The organism is Asticcacaulis sp. (assembly GCF_051954415.1).
In the GTDB taxonomy this organism is placed as follows: Bacteria; Pseudomonadota; Alphaproteobacteria; order Caulobacterales; family Caulobacteraceae; genus Asticcacaulis.
In genome coordinates this window covers 17354-33981 of the sequence record NZ_JBQCHT010000038.1, presented here as the reverse complement: position 1 = coordinate 33981, position 16628 = coordinate 17354, and the positions used below count along the sequence as shown (strand labels likewise).

The 16628-nt window shown below is 59.6% G+C and carries 14 protein-coding genes and 1 pseudogene; 3 read left to right on the top strand and 12 right to left on the bottom strand.

Going from position 1 to position 16628, the window contains the following annotated elements; translation table 11 throughout:
* Positions 1-126, top strand: a pseudogene (locus tag ACTHND_RS14790) (IS5/IS1182 family transposase); the annotation flags it as partial.
* A gap of 9 nt (positions 127-135) precedes the next feature.
* Here ACTHND_RS14790 and hspQ read toward each other — a convergent pair.
* Positions 136-468: a heat shock protein HspQ gene (hspQ, locus tag ACTHND_RS14785; RefSeq protein WP_440178723.1), complete on the bottom strand. Its 333-nt coding sequence runs from the start codon at positions 466-468 to the stop codon at positions 136-138.
* A 267-nt stretch (positions 469-735) separates the two neighbouring features.
* Here hspQ and ACTHND_RS14780 point away from each other — a divergent pair, with 267 nt between their 5' ends.
* The gene (locus tag ACTHND_RS14780) at positions 736-1938 is read left to right on the top strand and encodes a Ppx/GppA phosphatase family protein (RefSeq protein ID WP_440178722.1); all 1203 of its coding nucleotides are present in this window, start codon (positions 736-738) and stop codon (positions 1936-1938) included.
* A gap of 30 nt (positions 1939-1968) precedes the next feature.
* On the opposite strand, the gene ACTHND_RS14775 is transcribed toward ACTHND_RS14780, so the two are convergent.
* The 11 genes from ACTHND_RS14775 to ACTHND_RS14725 form a co-directional block, all read right to left on the bottom strand.
* Positions 1969-2802: a peptidylprolyl isomerase gene (locus tag ACTHND_RS14775; RefSeq protein WP_440178721.1), complete on the bottom strand. Its 834-nt coding sequence runs from the start codon at positions 2800-2802 to the stop codon at positions 1969-1971.
* Positions 2803-2871: 69 nt separating this feature from the next.
* On the bottom strand, positions 2872-3378 hold the full coding sequence (gene coaD, locus ACTHND_RS14770; protein ID WP_440178719.1) for a pantetheine-phosphate adenylyltransferase: 507 nt from the start codon (positions 3376-3378) through the stop codon (positions 2872-2874).
* 25 nt (positions 3379-3403) lie between these two features.
* On the bottom strand, positions 3404-6208 hold the full coding sequence (gene gyrA, locus ACTHND_RS14765; protein WP_440178718.1) for a DNA gyrase subunit A: 2805 nt from the start codon (positions 6206-6208) through the stop codon (positions 3404-3406).
* Positions 6209-6288: 80 nt separating this feature from the next.
* The gene (ssb, locus tag ACTHND_RS14760; RefSeq protein ID WP_440178717.1) at positions 6289-6783 is read right to left on the bottom strand and encodes a single-stranded DNA-binding protein; all 495 of its coding nucleotides are present in this window, start codon (positions 6781-6783) and stop codon (positions 6289-6291) included.
* A gap of 163 nt (positions 6784-6946) precedes the next feature.
* Entirely contained in the window at positions 6947-7414 is a 468-nt protein-coding gene (locus ACTHND_RS14755) for a hypothetical protein (protein ID WP_440178716.1), read from the bottom strand.
* A 117-nt stretch (positions 7415-7531) separates the two neighbouring features.
* The gene (locus tag ACTHND_RS14750) at positions 7532-8206 is read right to left on the bottom strand and encodes a hypothetical protein (protein WP_440178715.1); all 675 of its coding nucleotides are present in this window, start codon (positions 8204-8206) and stop codon (positions 7532-7534) included.
* Between the two features lie 153 nt (positions 8207-8359).
* On the bottom strand, positions 8360-11350 hold the full coding sequence (locus ACTHND_RS14745) for a transcriptional regulator (RefSeq protein WP_440178714.1): 2991 nt from the start codon (positions 11348-11350) through the stop codon (positions 8360-8362).
* A 183-nt stretch (positions 11351-11533) separates the two neighbouring features.
* Positions 11534-12364, bottom strand: a complete 831-nt coding sequence (locus ACTHND_RS14740) for a flagellin (protein WP_440178713.1) — start codon at positions 12362-12364, stop codon at positions 11534-11536.
* A gap of 144 nt (positions 12365-12508) precedes the next feature.
* A complete protein-coding gene (locus ACTHND_RS14735) occupies positions 12509-12844 on the bottom strand; it encodes a flagellar biosynthesis protein FlaG (RefSeq protein WP_440178712.1) in 336 nt (111 codons plus the stop codon).
* A 114-nt stretch (positions 12845-12958) separates the two neighbouring features.
* The gene (locus ACTHND_RS14730) at positions 12959-13789 is read right to left on the bottom strand and encodes a flagellin (RefSeq protein WP_440178711.1); all 831 of its coding nucleotides are present in this window, start codon (positions 13787-13789) and stop codon (positions 12959-12961) included.
* A gap of 305 nt (positions 13790-14094) precedes the next feature.
* Positions 14095-14925: a flagellin gene (locus ACTHND_RS14725; protein ID WP_440178710.1), complete on the bottom strand. Its 831-nt coding sequence runs from the start codon at positions 14923-14925 to the stop codon at positions 14095-14097.
* Between the two features lie 458 nt (positions 14926-15383).
* On the opposite strand from ACTHND_RS14725, the gene ACTHND_RS14720 reads away from it, so the two are divergent.
* Positions 15384-16628, top strand: a complete 1245-nt coding sequence (locus tag ACTHND_RS14720; RefSeq protein WP_440178709.1) for a serine hydrolase domain-containing protein — start codon at positions 15384-15386, stop codon at positions 16626-16628.

Sequence of the window (16628 nt, the reverse complement as noted above, 5' to 3'; positions counted from 1 at the left end):
GTCGAACGCTTCTTCAATAAACTCAAGCAATTCAGAGGTATTGCCACTCGCTACGACAAAAACCCTCTGAATTTTCTGGCAGCCGTAAAGATCGTCGCCACCAGAATCTGGATCAAAGCGTTATGAGTCTACGGCCTAATTAGCCATGCGGCTTTTCGGCTTGTAACGGCCGTTTTCAAATCGCTCGAAGATCAACTGGGTCTGCGGATGGGTAAAGGGCTGGCCGGTGTCATCCGCGCAGAGATTGCCTTCGGACGCGTAGGCGACGTAACAACTTTCTCCATTGGTGGCCAGCAGATGATAAAACGGCTGGTCCTTCTGCGGACGCACGCTTTCCGGGATCGCCAGCCACCATTCTTCCGTATTGGAAAATTCCGGATCGACGTCAAAAACGACGCCGCGGAACTCAAACAGATTATGCTTGACCACCTGACCGATATCGAATTTCGCTGACCGCTGCTCTGGCATGAAACGACTTCCTTGCCCCATTCCCCTGGCGTCATAATGAACCAAACCCGAGGGATAACGCACTGCCCTTCTCCATGTGGTTGTGACTTCAAATTATTTTCAATAACGGCGATTATGGTTGGGTAATTTACGGCCTGGCCCGATTTTGGGTTGGCATGTCCGGACACAGACCATAAAGTAAGGGGGAAAGATTGCCTGTCAGGTTGTGAAGACCTGGCCTCTGACATGGTGTCGGACCGGCAACCGTCCATAAGCGGGGTATGAGCCATGTACCGGGCTCCCTCAAACGATCGCCGGCGGGGCAGTTCGTCGGGCGGTCCGCGCAACGCATCAGGTGGACCGACCGTCCGGGGCGAACCTGCGGTCGTCTATGCTGCGCTCGACCTCGGCACCAATAATTGCCGCCTGATGATCGCCACCTTCGCCAATTCACAGTTTCGCATCGTAGAGGCGTTTTCGCGTATCGTGCGGCTTGGCGAGGGCTTGGCCCATTCCGGCCAGCTCCATGAGCGCGCCATGGATCGCGCGCTGAAAGCTTTGAAGATATGCGCCGAAAAGATTGAAAAGCGCGGCGCCGTACGCATCCGGGCAGTGGCGACGCAAGCCTGCCGCATCGCCCGCAATGGCCGCGAATTCATTACCCGCGTGGAGCGCGAAACCGGCCTGAAACTGACCATTATCTCGCCGGAGGAAGAGGCGCATCTGTCGGTGATGGGCTGCGCTTCGCTCCTTGACCCGCGCGAGGTCAGCCCCGTGGCGCGCGCCGCCCTGGTCATGGATGTTGGCGGCGGATCAACCGAACTGAGCTGGGTGGAACTGGCGGATGATACCCCGGCGCCGGCCGCGTCCCCTCTGGACGCGCAGGCGCTGGCGCAAAGCAATGCGCTCAAGGTGGCCCGCCGGATGCCACGCCCGCGCTACTGGATCTCGATTCCGGTTGGGGTGGTCAATCTGGCTGAACGCTTTCCGGAGCCCGTTTCCGGCCATACGGCCGCCTGGTTTGAAGCCATGGTCGAGGATGTCAGCCGAACGGTCCGACACTTCACCGATCCGGAGACCCTGCGCCCGCATTTTGACCGGGGCGAAGCCTATATCGTCGGTACGTCCGGCGCGATCACATCGCTGGCCGGGATGCATCTGGGGCTGGAACGCTACGACCGTTCCCGCGTCGATGGCCTGTGGATGAGCCACGCGCATGTGCAGTCCGTTATCACCCGCCTGCTGGATATCGGACATGCCGGGCGCGAACAGGAACCCTGTATCGGCAAGGATCGCGCCGATCTGGTTCTGGCCGGCGCCGCCATACTGGAAGCCATTCAGCGACTGTGGCCGTGCCAGAGACTGCGTGTGGCGGATCGCGGCCTGCGCGAAGGGCTGCTGCTTTCAATGGCAAAGAAAAAAGCCCGGCGTCGACGTCGGCGTGGCCCGCGCCCGGCTGTTAAGGCAGCCCCATTACCTGTGGCGGAATAAAAAAGCGCCGGAGTAGCCCGGCGCTTTTAATTATCTGCCTGCCGGTGCCGCCGGCGTCGGTGCGGCTTCAGCGGTGGCGGGCGCGGCGTTCAGTATCTTGGCCGGCACGGTGACGTCGCAATCGGAGAAATTGTCGCCCTTTTCCTTGCGCGTCGCCTCAAGTACAGCCTGGAACTGCGGCGACGCCGTATCCATGACCTCGACCTGCGGACGCTCGGCTTCCGGAATATCGGCCAGCACGCGCACCGTGTTCATCTTGTCCGGATTGACCGGCGGTTCGCCGATCTTCAGCTTGCGCACCACGTCCAGACCGGTGAGTATCGTACCGAAGGCGGTATATTTTTTCTCCAGCGACGAATTGGCGCCGCGCATCAGGAAGAACTGGCTGTTGCCCGAATCCGGGTCATAGCTGTGAGCCATGCCGACCGTGCCCTGGCAGAACAACCCCCAGGCATTGACCTTTCCATCATTGGAAATCGCCATCAGTTCATTGACCTGGCTCTGTACCGGCATGGCGCCGACAAAGCCGATCAGTGATCCCTTGGGCCGCGTGGCTACCGTGAACGGGAAGCTCGAATCGTGACGGACGGTGAACTCGGCCTTGACGTTCGGCAGGGTGGAATCGCCTGTGCCATCGCCCTTCGGATCACCCGTCTGGGCCATGAAGTCTTCGATGACGCGGTGGAAGGTCAGGCCGTCATAAAAGTGCTGACGCGTCAGGGTCAGCAGGCGCTCGACGTGATTGGGGGCCAGCGACGGATACATTTCGAGGATGACCTGGCCCTTGGTGGTATCGATCACCAGGGTATTGTTCGGGTCCGCCATCCGGTAGCCGGGATCGAGAGCCAATGCGGAAGTCGCCATCAAAGCCGCTATCGCCCCCGCCAGAAGCGCACTTTTTTTCACCAATGACATCATTCTTCCTGTCTAAATTCAACGAGCAACCCTGGGAGCGACCTTAGCCAGCAGGCGTTCCGCCACGCTGAGGGCCACAAACGGCGCGATACTGCCGCCCAATTGGGCTATTTCTTTGACCAAACGCGACGCGACGGCCTGATGGCGCGGATCAGCCATCAAAAAAACCGTCTCGATATCGCGGTTAAGCTGCTGGTTCATCGCCGTCATCTGGAATTCGTACTCGAAATCCGCCACCGCGCGCAAGCCGCGAATGATGACCCCGGCGCCGACCTCCTGGGCAAAATGCATCAAAAGGCTGTCGAAAGGCAGCACCTCGACGCGATCACCGAGCGGCGCCACCTGCTCGCGCACCATTTCGACCCGCTCATCAATGGTGAACATCGGCGCCTTACCGATATTGCGCGCCACGCCGATCACCAGCTTATCGACCAGCTTGACCGCCCGGCCGATAATATCACTGTGGCCATTGGTGATCGGGTCGAAAGTCCCCGGATAAAGACCGGTCCTGTGGTCGGTTGTCATGCGGCGCCCCTTGCTGCGGCTGATGTCAGGTCGCGTCCGTGACCGATGCGGTTTCGTCCGTTGTATCCGCGTCGTCCTCGCCCGACTCCACGATCCGCTCGACCGAAACGACCTTCTGGCCTTCCGATGTGCGGAAAATGGTGACGCCCTGGGTATTGCGGCTGGCGATGCGGACCGTTGTCACATTGGTGCGGATAAGTTGTCCGCCCGATGTCACCAACAGCAATCCATCTGTCGCATCAATCGGGAAGGAGGCAATGAGCCTGCCGCCGCGCTTGCTGAGATCAATGGCAACGATCCCCTGCCCGCCACGGCCGGTGCGGCGATAATCATAGGAGGATGAACGCTTGCCGAAACCGATATCCGAAACCGTCAGGATGAATTCCTCGCCCGCCGCCAGTTCAGCGATGCGTTCCGGTGACAGGCTGGCTTCTTCGCCGCCTTCCTCACCGTCATCATCCGCAGGCGCCGGTACCTCTTCGCCCTCTTCCACATTGGCCGCCGCGCGTTGCTGGGCGGCATATTTGAGATAGGCGGCGCGCTCGGCTGGCGTGGCCTCGACGCGCTTCAGGATCGCCATGGAGATGACCGTATCCTCGCCCAGAAGGCGCACACCGCGCACACCGGTCGAATCCCGGCCCTTGAAGACACGCACTTCATCGACGGCGAAGCGGATCGACCGGCCACCGGAGGTGGACAGCAGAACGTCCTGATCCTCGTTACAGACGGCCACGCCGACAATGGCATCGCCCTCTTCCAGTTTCATGGCGATCTTGCCGGCGCGATTGACATTGACGAAATCGCTCAGCTTGTTGCGGCGGATATCGCCTGACCGCGTGGCGAAGATGATATCCTGACGTTCCCAGGCGGCTTCATCCTCCGGCAGGGCCAGGATATTGGTGATGGTTTCCCCGCCATCGAGCGGCAGCAGGTTGACGAACGCCTTGCCCTTGGACTGCGGATTGCCCAGCGGCAGGCGCCAGACCTTGAGCTTGTACGCCTTGCCGGTTGAGGAGAAGAACAACATCGGCTGGTGCGTGGTGGCCGAATAGACCCCGGTGATGGCGTCCTCGTCCTTCATGGCCATGCCGGAGCGGCCTTTGCCGCCGCGGTGCTGCTCGCGGTAGGCGGCCAGCGCCGTGCGCTTGACGTAACCGGAGTGAGTCACCGTGACCACCATATCTTCGCGCGGGATGAGGTCTTCGTCCTCGATATCCCCTTCGCCATCGACGATCGTCGTGCGGCGCGGCACGGCATAGAGGGCCTTCACCTCGCTCAGTTCCTCCCGCACGATGGCCAGGATGCGTTCGCGCGAGCCCAGGATTTCGAGATAGTTGGCGATGGCGGCGGCCAGGGTCTTGATTTCGTCGCCGATTTCATCGCGGCCGAGGCCGGTCAGGCGCGACAGGGTCAGGGCCAGGATGGCGCGGGCCTGTTCGTCGGTCAGGCGGACCTGACGGTCTTCGAGCACGATCGAGCGCGGATCGGCGATCAGGTCGATCATCGGCGCCATATCACCGGACGGCCAGGTACGCGAGGTCAGGCGCTGGCGCGCTTCCGACGGATCGGCCGAGGAGCGGATGATATGGATGACTTCATCGATATTGGCAACAGCAATCGACAGGCCGACCAGGGTATGGCCGCGATCGCGCGCCTTGCCCAGTTCGAAGCGCGTGCGGCGAACGACGACTTCCTCGCGGAATTCGAGGAACAGTTCCAGCAGCTTGCGCAGGCCCATCTGCTGCGGACGGCCATGATTCAGCGCCAGCATATTGACGCCGAAGCTCGATTGCAGGGCCGTATAGCGATAAAGCTGGTTAAGGATCACATCGCCCGAGGCTTCGCGCTTCAGTTCGACGACGACACGCATCCCCTGGCGGTCACTTTCATCACGGATATCGGAAATACCTTCGATCCGCTTTTCGCGCACCATGTCGGCAATATATTCGATCAGGGTCGCTTTATTGACCTGATACGGGATTTCGGTGATGACGATGGCTTCGCGGTCCTTGCGGATCGTCTCGACGCTGGCCTTGCCGCGCGTGACCACCGAGCCGCGGCCGGTCATCAGCGCCTGGCGCGCCCCGGAACGGCCGAGGATTTCGCCGCCCGTCGGGTAGTCCGGTCCCGGCACGATATCGAGCAGTTCTTCCAGGGTGACGTTCGGATTATCGAGCAGGGCCAGACAGGCGTCGATCACCTCGCCGAGATTGTGCGGCGGGATATTGGTGGCCATGCCGACGGCGATGCCGCCGGCGCCATTAACCAGCAGGTTCGGGATCCGCGACGGCAGGACCGAGGGCTCGTCTTCCTTGCCGTCATAGTTGGGCTGGAAATCGACCGTATCCTTGTCGATATCGGCCAGCAGCGACATGGCCGGCTTGGACAGGCGCGACTCGGTATAACGCATGGCGGCCGGGGCATCGCCATCAACTGAGCCGAAATTGCCCTGGCCATCGACCAGCAGCAGACCCATCGAGAAGGGCTGGGCCATACGGACCAACGAGTTATAGATCGCCAGGTCGCCGTGCGGATGGTATTTACCCATCACGTCACCAACGATACGCGAGCATTTCACATAGGATTTTTCGGGCGTGTGCCCCTCCTTGTGCATCGAATACATGATGCGGCGGTGGACGGGTTTCAGGCCGTCACGGGCATCCGGCAGGGCGCGCGACACGATGACGCTCATGGCGTAATCGAGATAGGATCGCTTCAGTTCGTCTTCAATCGTGATGAAGCTGATGCCGGCCGGCGGCTGGCCGCCAAAGCCGTTACGGGGATCTTCGTCTTCAGGCCCCAAAACGTCGCCAGATGTCGTATCGTTCATGAATTCAATGTCTTGTATGCACCCACGCCGCCTTTAACGGCGGCGCGGATTGTTAAAACGCGTAGAGGTACAGTTCGGCCTTAGAACGGAATTTCGTCATCCAGGTCGAAGTTCTGCGGCGCGCCGGAAGGGGCCGCCTTCGGACCGGAGGATGCGGGTGCACCGCCATAGGAATCCTCATACTGGTCATAACTGCCACCGGAAGAGGCACCGCCGCTGTCGCCACGGCCGCCCAGAAGGGTCAGGTTGCCGTTGAAACGCTGCAGGACAACTTCGGTCGAATACTTCTCGACGCCGTTCTGGTCGGTCCACTTGCGCGTCTGGAGCGCGCCCTCGACATAGACAGAGGAGCCCTTGCGCAGATATTGCTCGGCGATCTTGGCCAGGTTGTCATTGAAGATGACGACGCGGTGCCATTCCGTCTTTTCCTTGCGCTCACCCGTCGCCTTGTCGCGCCACTGCTCGGACGTGGCGATCGTCAGGTTGGCGATCCGGTCGCCGGAGGGCATGTTGCGAATTTCGGGATCCTTGCCGAGATTGCCGATCAGAATGACCTTGTTGACACTGCCTGCCATCGTAAACTTCCTTTATTACCTGAGCGCTTTCCACGCTCTTTTGTTCCATGACGAATCGGTTCGCCGTCGGGGCGCCGAATAGTTAACACTAGAACCTTATGCCGCTCATGGGAAGGCCCGCGACGGCTTTGCCGCCGCTTCTCGCCGCCTCTTCCACAGATAGTTACTTCTTGGCATCCGAAGGCATTTGCGGCAGATTTTTCGGGATATCGACCGTCACCTTTTCACCGGTCGGCGCCTCTTCCTGAACCACCGATCCCGGCGCCACCAGGCGGCCGTCCGGTGCCTTGACCAGCAGCGGGAAAGCCGGTCCTTCATAGTGTTGCGAATAGCGCACTTCGCGTCCACTAGCGAAGAGGAAGGTGCCATTATAGGCGCCAATCGTCTGCTCGCCGGCCGTGCGGGTCGCCATCAGGTCCATGCGGGCATTATAGAGCCGGACAGCGCAGTGTTCGAGGTCCGGTTCGCTCTTGGACAGCTCGTTGAATTTCAGGCCGCCAGCCTTGGGAAAGCCAACATAATAGCAGGCATTTGCCACTTCCGGCGCCTTTACGCGCTTCTGGCATCCGGCAAGGCCGGTCATGGCGGCGGCCCCGATCAGGCCCGCCAGCAGAATTGTCTTGGTCTTCATGGCTTATCCTTCGTAATCCGCCCCTTTATCTGACAGCGGATTTAACCACGTTTAGCCGTAAAAAACCAAGGAAAATCCATGAAAAAGGCGGGACAAACGCCCCGCCTTTTAATTACCTCAGCGCACCATTGGCACCGAACAGCCCTGCCCCTGGTCAACCAGCGGGCGGAAGGTGGCGTTATCATCCGATTGTTCGACGCGGCGCGGCACCAGGCGCAGGGTTTTGCTGCCCCAGCGGCCGTATGACGCCTGGCCAGGCGATACGCAGCGCGTGTCAAAGAGAAGAATGGCGCACTGGCCGATCGTGATATTATCCGCCAGCTTGTTCCACGAATTGCTGCTGTAGCGCAGGCAGGACGCCGTCGGACCGGCGGCTGTTGCTGTGGGCGGGACGATTTCCGCGCCTTGAGCCGGATCGGCCGGCTGGGCGGCTTCGGCGCTGCCCGGCGCGCCGGGCACTGGCACCAGCGAAGCCGTGGGCGCGGCCACCTGGTTGCCGTTGTCATCGATACCGACATCAAGCGACTGGGCGGCGACGCCGTTCTTCTTGGCACATTCCGCCAGGGTGACGTCACCGACATAGGCGCCATTGACATAGCAGCGCAGCGGCTTTTTGGTATCGAGCGACGGCGCCGGATCCGCCACCTTGAAGGTCAGGCCGGTCGGCTGATCATTCATCTTTTCGTCGTCCTTATGGCCGCGCGAAACGCCCATGGCCAGTATAATGCCGACAACAATTGCCACCGCCGCCCCTACGCCGATGGCGATCCAGCGCTTTTGATCCTTGGCCATGAACTCCCCTCATTGACGCAAACACGCGTCCTGACTGCTAACCATAATACGATTGACGCGAAAAGATGGCAACCGAATGACGGCCGCCGTCCTGCTGCATTATGAGGAACGTAAAAGCCCTGTTCCGCGCGCTGCTGTCAAGCGCCGGTTGGGCTAGCCGCCGCCAGTCAGGCGATTCAGCGCCGCCTGGTAGTTGGCGATCTGGTCGGTCATATATTGCGGCACCGCACTTCCGGTCTTGCCTTTTTTGGAAGTACCACTGTCCTGCGGGTCGCCATAACGCAGATAGGTATAGGCTTTCTGGACGTTTTTCAGCGTGTCCTGAAGCGAGGCGATCGCCTTGGCGATATTGGCGTCGGAATTCAGGTTCAGCGAGGTATCGAATTCCAGCCCCATCGTCTTCTGGGACTTGAGGTAATTGCTCGAAGAGGCATCCATCGTTTTGTCGGCGTCATTGGTAACCATGCCTGATGCCAGACCAAGGCCGGCCAGCGCATCCTTGCCCGCCGGCCCGCTGACGATTTCCATCTGGCTCGATTTGTTGGCCGGCTTGATGTCCAGCCGGTCGATCTGCTTGCCGGTGACCTTGGTGACATCCGCCGTCAGCTTATAGCCGGAAGCGCGGGTGATCTTGGTGGCCAGGCTTTCCAGCGTGTCATTGGCCTCGATGGTGATGGTTTTCTTCACGCCCGTCTTGGGATCGACCAGGTAGAACTGATCGCCGGTCCGCACACTGGTGCCCGATGTGATCAGCTTGGAATCGGTGGTTTCGATCTTGCCGAGCGGCAGACCGAGGCGATCGAGCACGCTGCCGGAATTGGCGGATACCGCGATGGCATTGGGCGTCACCATGCCGTTCGTGCCGGTATAGCGCGTCTGGTATTCCACGGCGCCGGTATCGATATTCAGCCGCGCCAGATAAGCGTCATTGCCGTTGATCTTGGTCGTGCCGTCGATCGCGCCATTGGTCTGGCCGGAAATCCACGCCTTGCCATTGGCGAACTGCACCTTGGCATCCTTTTCCGTGCCCGTGCCGCCATAGAAGGCAATGCGGTCATTGGTGGTGACGGACATGTCCGCATCCACCGACAGGGCAAACGCGTCGTAGGAGCCGGCATATTGCGCGGTTTCGTTGCCGGTCGCGCTCAAAAGGCTGCCGGACCCCGAAGACCCGCCAAGATAGACCTTGCCGTTATAGATATCCATGCCGCTGATCGCACCGCCGCCAATGCCGCCGAGATCACGCGAAGCCGACTGGGTAGCTGTGTATTTGGTCGTGGTCACGCCCTTGGCGTCCGTCGTCGTGGTTGAGCCCAGGTCGAAGGTTTTCAGGACCACATTGCCGTTCTCCACGCCGGCGACGTAGAGCGTATTACCGTCCGTTTTCAATTGCGACACCGTATCGCTTTGCGCCGTGCCGGTCTGGACGGTGAATTTGTAATCGCCCGTGGCTGAAAAACCCATGACGTAACCGTCATAGCCGCCCTTTGCCGAGCCGCTGGCGCCTTGCATCAACCCCTGCGTCTTGCCGCCGACATAGACGGAGCCATCATTGCCGAACGTCACCGAAGTCGCTTCATCGGCGCCGCTCGCACCGCGCCTTTGCGTCCACTGCTCGACACCGGCGGCATCATAGACCGTGACGAAGCTGTCGGTTGTGGTGTTGTCGGCGCCATTCAGACTGGTGGTCGTAGTCGAGGTACTGGTGGCGGTATTCGTGCCGCTGCCATAGGTCGTGACCTTGGTTGTAGCGACATCGAGCGCGCCGGTCACCGAGCCGGTCACAGCCACCTTGCCATCGGCGGACACCGCCAGGGCCAGGCCCGAGGCCGTGTCACTGGCGCCGAGGGTGCGTGTGAAGACGATCTTGCCGGCGGAATCGTACTTGATCAGGGCCACGTCCTGCGTGCCCTTGATGGTCTGGTCGTCGGTCGTATTATCGACATTGGCCAGCACATAGAGCGATCCGTCCGGCCCGGCGGCGGTCTGCAGGGCATTGGCGATGGTATCGTCGGCAGAGCCGTTGGCGTCCACATTGGCAACGGAATCCGGCAGGACGGTCTGGCCGGATTCGCCCGCCGTCCAGTATTGCGCGCCGACCTTGGAGATCGCCCCCGCCGGCTGTTCAGCCGTGCTGGAGCTGTCGGTCTGGAATTTCAATATCTGCGAGGTGACGCTATTAGTTGTGGTTGATGTACCGTCACTGGCCTTCTTGGTGGTGGTGATTGTCGGGTCGCCGGTCGTCTGCACCACATAGACCGAATCCTGCAGGGCCGGCGCACTCATGGTGAGCGCTTCGGTCGTCACCCCCTTGATCTGCAAACCGAACGTATCCTGGCCGGCAGACAGCGTGACCGTCTTGCCGTTGATCGTGGTTGTCGTTGGTACAGCCGGTGTGCGGTTAACTACGAACTTGGTCTGGAGCCCCTGCTCTTTCAGCTTGCTGTTGATATAGCTGACCACGTTCGACATGCTGCGGGTCTGCGTACCCATGTCGCCCAGGTCGATATTGACGGTAAATGGCGTGGCCGTGCCGATTTTCTTGACGCTCATAGTGAATTTGACATCGCCCTCGAACGCCTTCACCGCGGTCGAAGCCGAGCCAGTCTGGATCGCCGGGCCGGTATACAGGGTGTCGGTCCGCGCCGTGCCGACCGTACCTTTGAGTTCGCTGGTCAGCGTGCCTTCGGTCAGGGACAGGTGGTCGTATTTCGTATCGGACAGGTAGCTGCCGACCTCGGCCATGCCGGCGGCAAAACGGCGCTGGACCGCGGCCAGGGTCAGCGCCGATATCTTTGAATCCTGCGCCTTGCTGGCCAGCCCTTCCAGAGCATTAAGCCCCTGATAAAGGGTAAAGAGCTTGGTATAGTCGGGCGAGGCGCCCGCCACATTGGAGGTGACGGCATTGGGATCAATAAACCGGCGACCGCCCAGCACCTTCGTAACAAGATCGTCTTCCGACATCATGCCGGAGCTGCCGGTCCACGGCGCTGATGGAGCCGCCGCCTGCCCTGTAGGGGAATTGGTTTTCGTACTGGCGGAACTGGTCGACGACGAACCAGACGATGACGCATCCGTCGACGCAATGCCCATCTTGGCATTGTAGTAACTGGTCAGCAATGAGGCATCGAAGGAGATGGTCACAACAGGTCCGGCGGCGAATGACAGGTATCAGCGCTCAGTATCGGCGCATAATCCTTAAGAGTCGTAAACACTTGAGATTAATGCGCCGGAAGTCCTGACAAAATAACGCCCTGACGGTCACGCCAAACTGAAAAAGGCGAGCCTGAAGCCCGCCTTTTCATAGATATCCGGATACCGCCCGCCCTATTTGAACAGCGACAGGATCTGCTGCGGCGACTGGTTGGCGATAGACAGCGCCTGAGTGCCGAGTTGCTGCTGGACCTGAAGCGCCTGGAGGCGCGAGCTCTCCTTGGCCATGTCGGCATCCACGAGGTTGCCGATACCGCCGGTGATCGAATCCTGCAATTTCGACACGAAGCTCAAATGGCCTTCGATCTGCTTGGCCTGCGAACCCAGCGCGCCCAGATTGGCATTGAGATTGTCGATCGACTGATCGAGTTGGCTCAGGAGCAGCGACGCCCCCGTAGCCGACGAAATGTCGCTGGCGGCCGAAAGCGTGATGATCGGTCCGCCCAGGGCCATGGTGCGGACGCTCAGCGTGATGACCGAATTGGCGTCGGCATTGGCGATGAACTGGATGGCGTTGGACAGCGAGCCATCGATAATGTTGGAGCCGTTGAAGGTAGCGTTTTCCACGACGTGGGTAATCTGGCCGAGTATTGCCTTGTAGTCACTGCTGAGCGCGTTGCGCGAAGTGGTATCGATCGACGTATCCATCGCGCCGACGACCTTTTCGCGCAACTGGTTCAGCAGATCGGAAACCGATTCACCGGCCGCCAGAGACACATCAGCGATCGAAGACGCGCGGTTAAGGCTGTCAGTCACGGCGTTCAGGCCACCCAGGTCCGCACGCTGCCCCTGCGCAATGGCGTAGACCGAGGCATTGTCCTTGGCCGAAGAAACCGCCAGGCCCGTGCTGATCTTCTGCTGCGCATCCTCCAGGCTTTTGTTGGTTACGTTCAGATTCTGCAAGGCAATCATCGCGGAGGAGTTCGTATGAACGCTCACTGTCATGGCCTAAATACCTTCTATAAAAACGCCGACTCAGCAGAGTCTTAACTTTTATGGTAAGCAAATGGTTAATGAGCGCAAACGACTTTTACCGCGCATTAGGGAATGCACGGTGGATAAATACAAATATTGACCTGAAAGTCCGGTTTAGACGTCTGTCTTTATAACCGAACCGGCCTCATAATTCGACGCTTCCCTCATCCTGGTAAGCTCCTGGCGCGGCAGGACGCGAACCACTTCGCCGGTATAGCGATCGATGGCCTTGTAGACCCAATCGCCCGTGTCCGGATCCTTGTCGACCGTCAGCCGCAACATGTAGGCCGGCGTCTGGCCCTGGCTGCTTCCCTTGGAAAGGTCGGCGCCCGATTCATTCTTCGATTGCTCCGAACCGTTACCGGCGGCAACCTCGACAGGCACGTCAGGCGCAGGTTTTACATGAGATACGTCAGGAACCTGCGGGAAACTGAGAATATTATTGATCATCTTCGCAACTCGCCTGCGCTCTTACACGTCAGGCGCCCTCCGATAGAATGGGTTTAAAGAAAAAGGGAGACGAGCTTGCGGCCCGCCTCCCGATTTCAAGAGGCTTTGGACCGATTAACGGAACAGGCTCAGGACAGTCGAGGTCGACTGGTTGGCAATGGACAGGGCCTGAATGCCGAGCTGCTGCTTTGTTTGCAGAGCTTGCAGTTTGGCGCTTTCCTTGGCCAGGTCAGCATCGACCAGGTTGCCGATACCGGCAGTGATCGAGTCTTGCAGCTTGCCGACGAACTCCAGGTGGTTATCAACCGCCTTGGACGACGTACCCAGCTTGGCGAGAGCCGCCGAAACCGAGTTGATCGAGCTGTCGAGCGTGGTCAGCAGGGCACCGGCCGACGACGCGGTCGAGAACGACGCGTTGCTGGCGAGGGTCACAATGCTGCCGCCGAGCGACATGTTCTGAGCGGCAACCGTCAGGACGCTGGAACCATCGGCATTGGCAAGAGCCGTAACCGAGCCCTGGCTGCCGTCAACGAGGTTGATACCGTTGAAGGAGGCGTTGGTCAGGGTCTTGGTGATCTGATCGCGGATGGATTCGAAGTCGGCCTTGAGGGCGCTGCGGCTGGTGGAGTCCAGCGAGGTGTCGGAAGCGGCCAGGGCCTTTTCCTTCAACTGGGTCAGCATGTCCGAAACGGATTCGCCGGCGGACGAAGCAACGTCCACAACCGAAGTCGCGCGCGACAGGGAGTCCTTGACAGCGTCGAGCGACGAAACGGTCGAACGCTGGCTTTGGGCGATGGCGAAAGCGGCGCCGTCGTCCTTGGCACTGCCAACCTTCAAACCGGTATTGATGCGGTTTTGAGTCGTTTGCAGGTCGGTGTTGGTTTTATTGAGGTTTTGCAGGGCAATCATAGCCCCGACATTGGTATTGACGCTATTCACGGGCATCGGTCTAGTCTTTCTTCTAGAAGTGAACCGGCGACGTTTTGTCTGCCGGCGGCATTTTGCCTGAGGTCGAGACTGCAAGAAAAAGGCCACAGCGGCCAAATTCCGAAAAACGCATAACAAATTGAATTACTTGATTTTAACAACGCGTTAAGGGTATTTTTGCCGGGCAATTTTTGCCGGAAGGCGGCAATATTTGCCGGGGCCGGTAGTTTTTGCCCACAAGCTTGCGCTCTTCGCCTCCCCCTTTCAAAATGGGGACAACGGAAAATAAGCCGGGACGGACGCGGCCCGCCCCGGCGTAAGGGTTACTTGAACAGGCTGAGCACCGTTTGCGGCGCCTGATTGGCGATGGATAGCGCCTGCACGCCCAATTGCTGCTTTGTCTGCAGCGACTGGAGTTTCGCGCTTTCTTTCGCCAGGTCAGCGTCCACGAGGTTGCCGATACCTGCCGTAACCGAGTCTTGCAGATTACCAATGAAGGTCATGTGCGCCTCCAGAGCCTTGGAAGACGTACCCAGTTTCGCCAGGGCCGCCGAGACATTGTTGATAGAGTCATCAATAGTCGTCAGCAGGGCGCCGGCCGAAGAAGCGGTTGCAAACGCAGCGGCTGTTCCCAACGTCACGATCGTGCCGCCAAGGCTCAGATTTTGCCCGGCGACGGTCAGTCGTGAATTGCCGTCGGCGTTCGCCAGGGCTTCAAGGCCCGGCAAAGACCCATCAATCAGGTTGATGCCGTTGAACTTGGCGTTCGACATGGTCTTGGTGATCTGGTCACGCAAGGCAGCGAAATCCGTGTTCAGGGCCTCCCGGCTGGTGGTGTCCAACGACGTGTCGGAAGCTGCGAGCGCCTTCTCCTTCATCTGGGTGAGCATATCCGAAATGCTTTCACCCGCCGACATGGCCACATCCACGGAGGAGGTTGCCCGGTTCAGCGAGTCTTTTACCGCATCCAGGGAGGCGACGGTGGATCGCTGGCTTTGAGCGATAGCGAAGGTCGCACCATCATCCTTGGCTGAGCCCACCTTCAAACCGGTGTTGATCCGGTTTTGGGTAGTAGACAGTTCGGAATTCGTCTTGTTCAGGTTCTGCAGCGCAATCATTGCGCCAACATTGGTGTTCACCGAGTTGTTCAACATCGGATTTCCTTTCCATTCTGGTCGGGGGATTTAAACGGCTTTTGCCGCACAGCTATTTTAGCCGGTGATGCACACAGCAAGCCGGAGGCCAGGAAAAGGGTGGGCGAATTTTAATTTAATACCTTGAAATTAAATAATATTATTTAGTTGCCAGAGGCCGAATCAAACCGCTAAAAACGCCTCCCCGGCAAAAGCTTCCGCAATTCCCGGCCGGGCGGCAATTTTAACCGGCCGTTAGCCATGTTTGCCGGCATTTTCAGGCCAATCCAGCTATTGGAACACAATTTTGCTCACAAAAATATGACCCTGTGAATTTCCCGTTTACCAAAACGATTTTGAAACCATTTACCGATTAGCCTAGTCTTTCCGGCAAATGACGGTGAGATTCGCTATCGATTTTTTACACCCCTGAGCGCAGGACGGCGGCGCGCCTGGGGCATCTACTGGTTTGTAAGCTTATGACCGCAACGCATGAAAACCCGGCCATCCTGACACGGCGCTCAACCCTCGGCCTGATGCTGGCCGCACTGGCGGGCAATGCCGCCGCTCCCTCCCTGATCCGGACCGTCGAAAAGGCAGCCACCCCGGCGACGCCGGCAAAAAAGACGCTGGGACCGCCCTTGCTCGACTGGCCCAGCCTGACGGCGCTCGGCCAGGCGATGGTCGACAAGAAGCTGACGCCAGGCCTTAGCCTCAGCGTGATGGCTGGCGGCGAACTGCTTTATTCCAAGGGATTCGGCCTGGCCAATATAGAGAGCAATGCCGCCGCCACGCCGCAGACCGGATTTCGCGTGGCCTCGATCACCAAGCAGTTCACGGCCGCCGCTATTTTGCTTCTGGCCGAAGGCGGTCTTCTGACCCTTGATGATCCGTTATCGAAATTCCTGCCGGCCGTGCCGCGCGGTGAAAGCATTACCCTGCGCCAGCTCCTCAGCCACACCTCCGGCATGGGGGACTATATCAACGGGCAGGTCAGCAGCATCCTGACCGAGGCGCAGACCCGCGACTACACGGCCGACGAACTGATCAAAATCATTACCGCCCGCCAGCCCTTTTACCGCGCCCAGCCCGGCGCCACCTGGCTTTACAGCAACAGCGCCTTCACTCTGCTGGGCATTGTAGTCGAAAAACTGTCCGGCATGGCCTTTGCGGACTTCTGTGCCCAGCATCTGTTTGCGCCGGCCGGACTGAGCCAGACAGTGATCGACAAAACCTGCACCACCACGGCCATCTGCAACGGCTATCGCCCAAACTTCCGGGCACCAACGAAATATGACCTGGCCATGCCTATTTCCCCGAGTTTCGCCGGCGGCGCCGGCGCCATCCGCTCAACCACGGAAGATCTGTGCCTGTGGCATCTGGCCCTGCTGAGCGGAAAGGTGCTGAAGCCGGAAAGCGTGGAGGCCATGCTCACCCCCACCCTGCTCCGGAACGGCAAGCCCGCCTACGAGCGCCAGGGTGCTGATCCGCTGGAATATGGACTGGGTCAAGGGCTCGGCACCATGAAAAGCCTGAAACTGGCGGCGCATGGAGGCCGCATCAATGGCTTCACCGGTCACCTGCGCAGCTTTACGGACAGCAAGCTGACCGTCGCTATTCTTTATAACAGCGATGGCGGCGGGGCGCCCGGTTTTGCCGCGGCTCAAAAAGGGCTGAAAACCGAGGCCAGCCGCCTCGGCATCGAACACCTCGGCCTGGCCTGA

Excerpts from the sequence above, each read along its gene's own strand:
- ssb (WP_440178717.1), bottom strand. The coding sequence starts at position 6,783 with ATGGCAGGCAGTGTCAACAAGGTCATTCTGATCGGCAATCTCGGCAAG.
- coaD (WP_440178719.1), bottom strand. The coding sequence starts at position 3,378 with ATGACAACCGACCACAGGACCGGTCTTTATCCGGGGACTTTCGACCCG.
- ACTHND_RS14750 (WP_440178715.1), bottom strand. The coding sequence starts at position 8,206 with ATGGCCAAGGATCAAAAGCGCTGGATCGCCATCGGCGTAGGGGCGGCG.
- ACTHND_RS14755 (WP_440178716.1), bottom strand. The coding sequence starts at position 7,414 with ATGAAGACCAAGACAATTCTGCTGGCGGGCCTGATCGGGGCCGCCGCC.
- ACTHND_RS14775 (WP_440178721.1), bottom strand. The coding sequence starts at position 2,802 with ATGGCGACTTCCGCATTGGCTCTCGATCCCGGCTACCGGATGGCGGAC.
- ACTHND_RS14780 (WP_440178722.1), top strand. The coding sequence starts at position 736 with ATGTACCGGGCTCCCTCAAACGATCGCCGGCGGGGCAGTTCGTCGGGC.
- ACTHND_RS14735 (WP_440178712.1), bottom strand. The coding sequence starts at position 12,844 with ATGATCAATAATATTCTCAGTTTCCCGCAGGTTCCTGACGTATCTCAT.
- ACTHND_RS14720 (WP_440178709.1), top strand. The coding sequence starts at position 15,384 with ATGACCGCAACGCATGAAAACCCGGCCATCCTGACACGGCGCTCAACC.
- ACTHND_RS14730 (WP_440178711.1), bottom strand. The coding sequence starts at position 13,789 with ATGCCCGTGAATAGCGTCAATACCAATGTCGGGGCTATGATTGCCCTG.
- ACTHND_RS14725 (WP_440178710.1), bottom strand. The coding sequence starts at position 14,925 with ATGTTGAACAACTCGGTGAACACCAATGTTGGCGCAATGATTGCGCTG.
- gyrA (WP_440178718.1), bottom strand. The coding sequence starts at position 6,208 with ATGAACGATACGACATCTGGCGACGTTTTGGGGCCTGAAGACGAAGAT.
- ACTHND_RS14740 (WP_440178713.1), bottom strand. The coding sequence starts at position 12,364 with ATGACAGTGAGCGTTCATACGAACTCCTCCGCGATGATTGCCTTGCAG.
- hspQ (WP_440178723.1), bottom strand. The coding sequence starts at position 468 with ATGCCAGAGCAGCGGTCAGCGAAATTCGATATCGGTCAGGTGGTCAAG.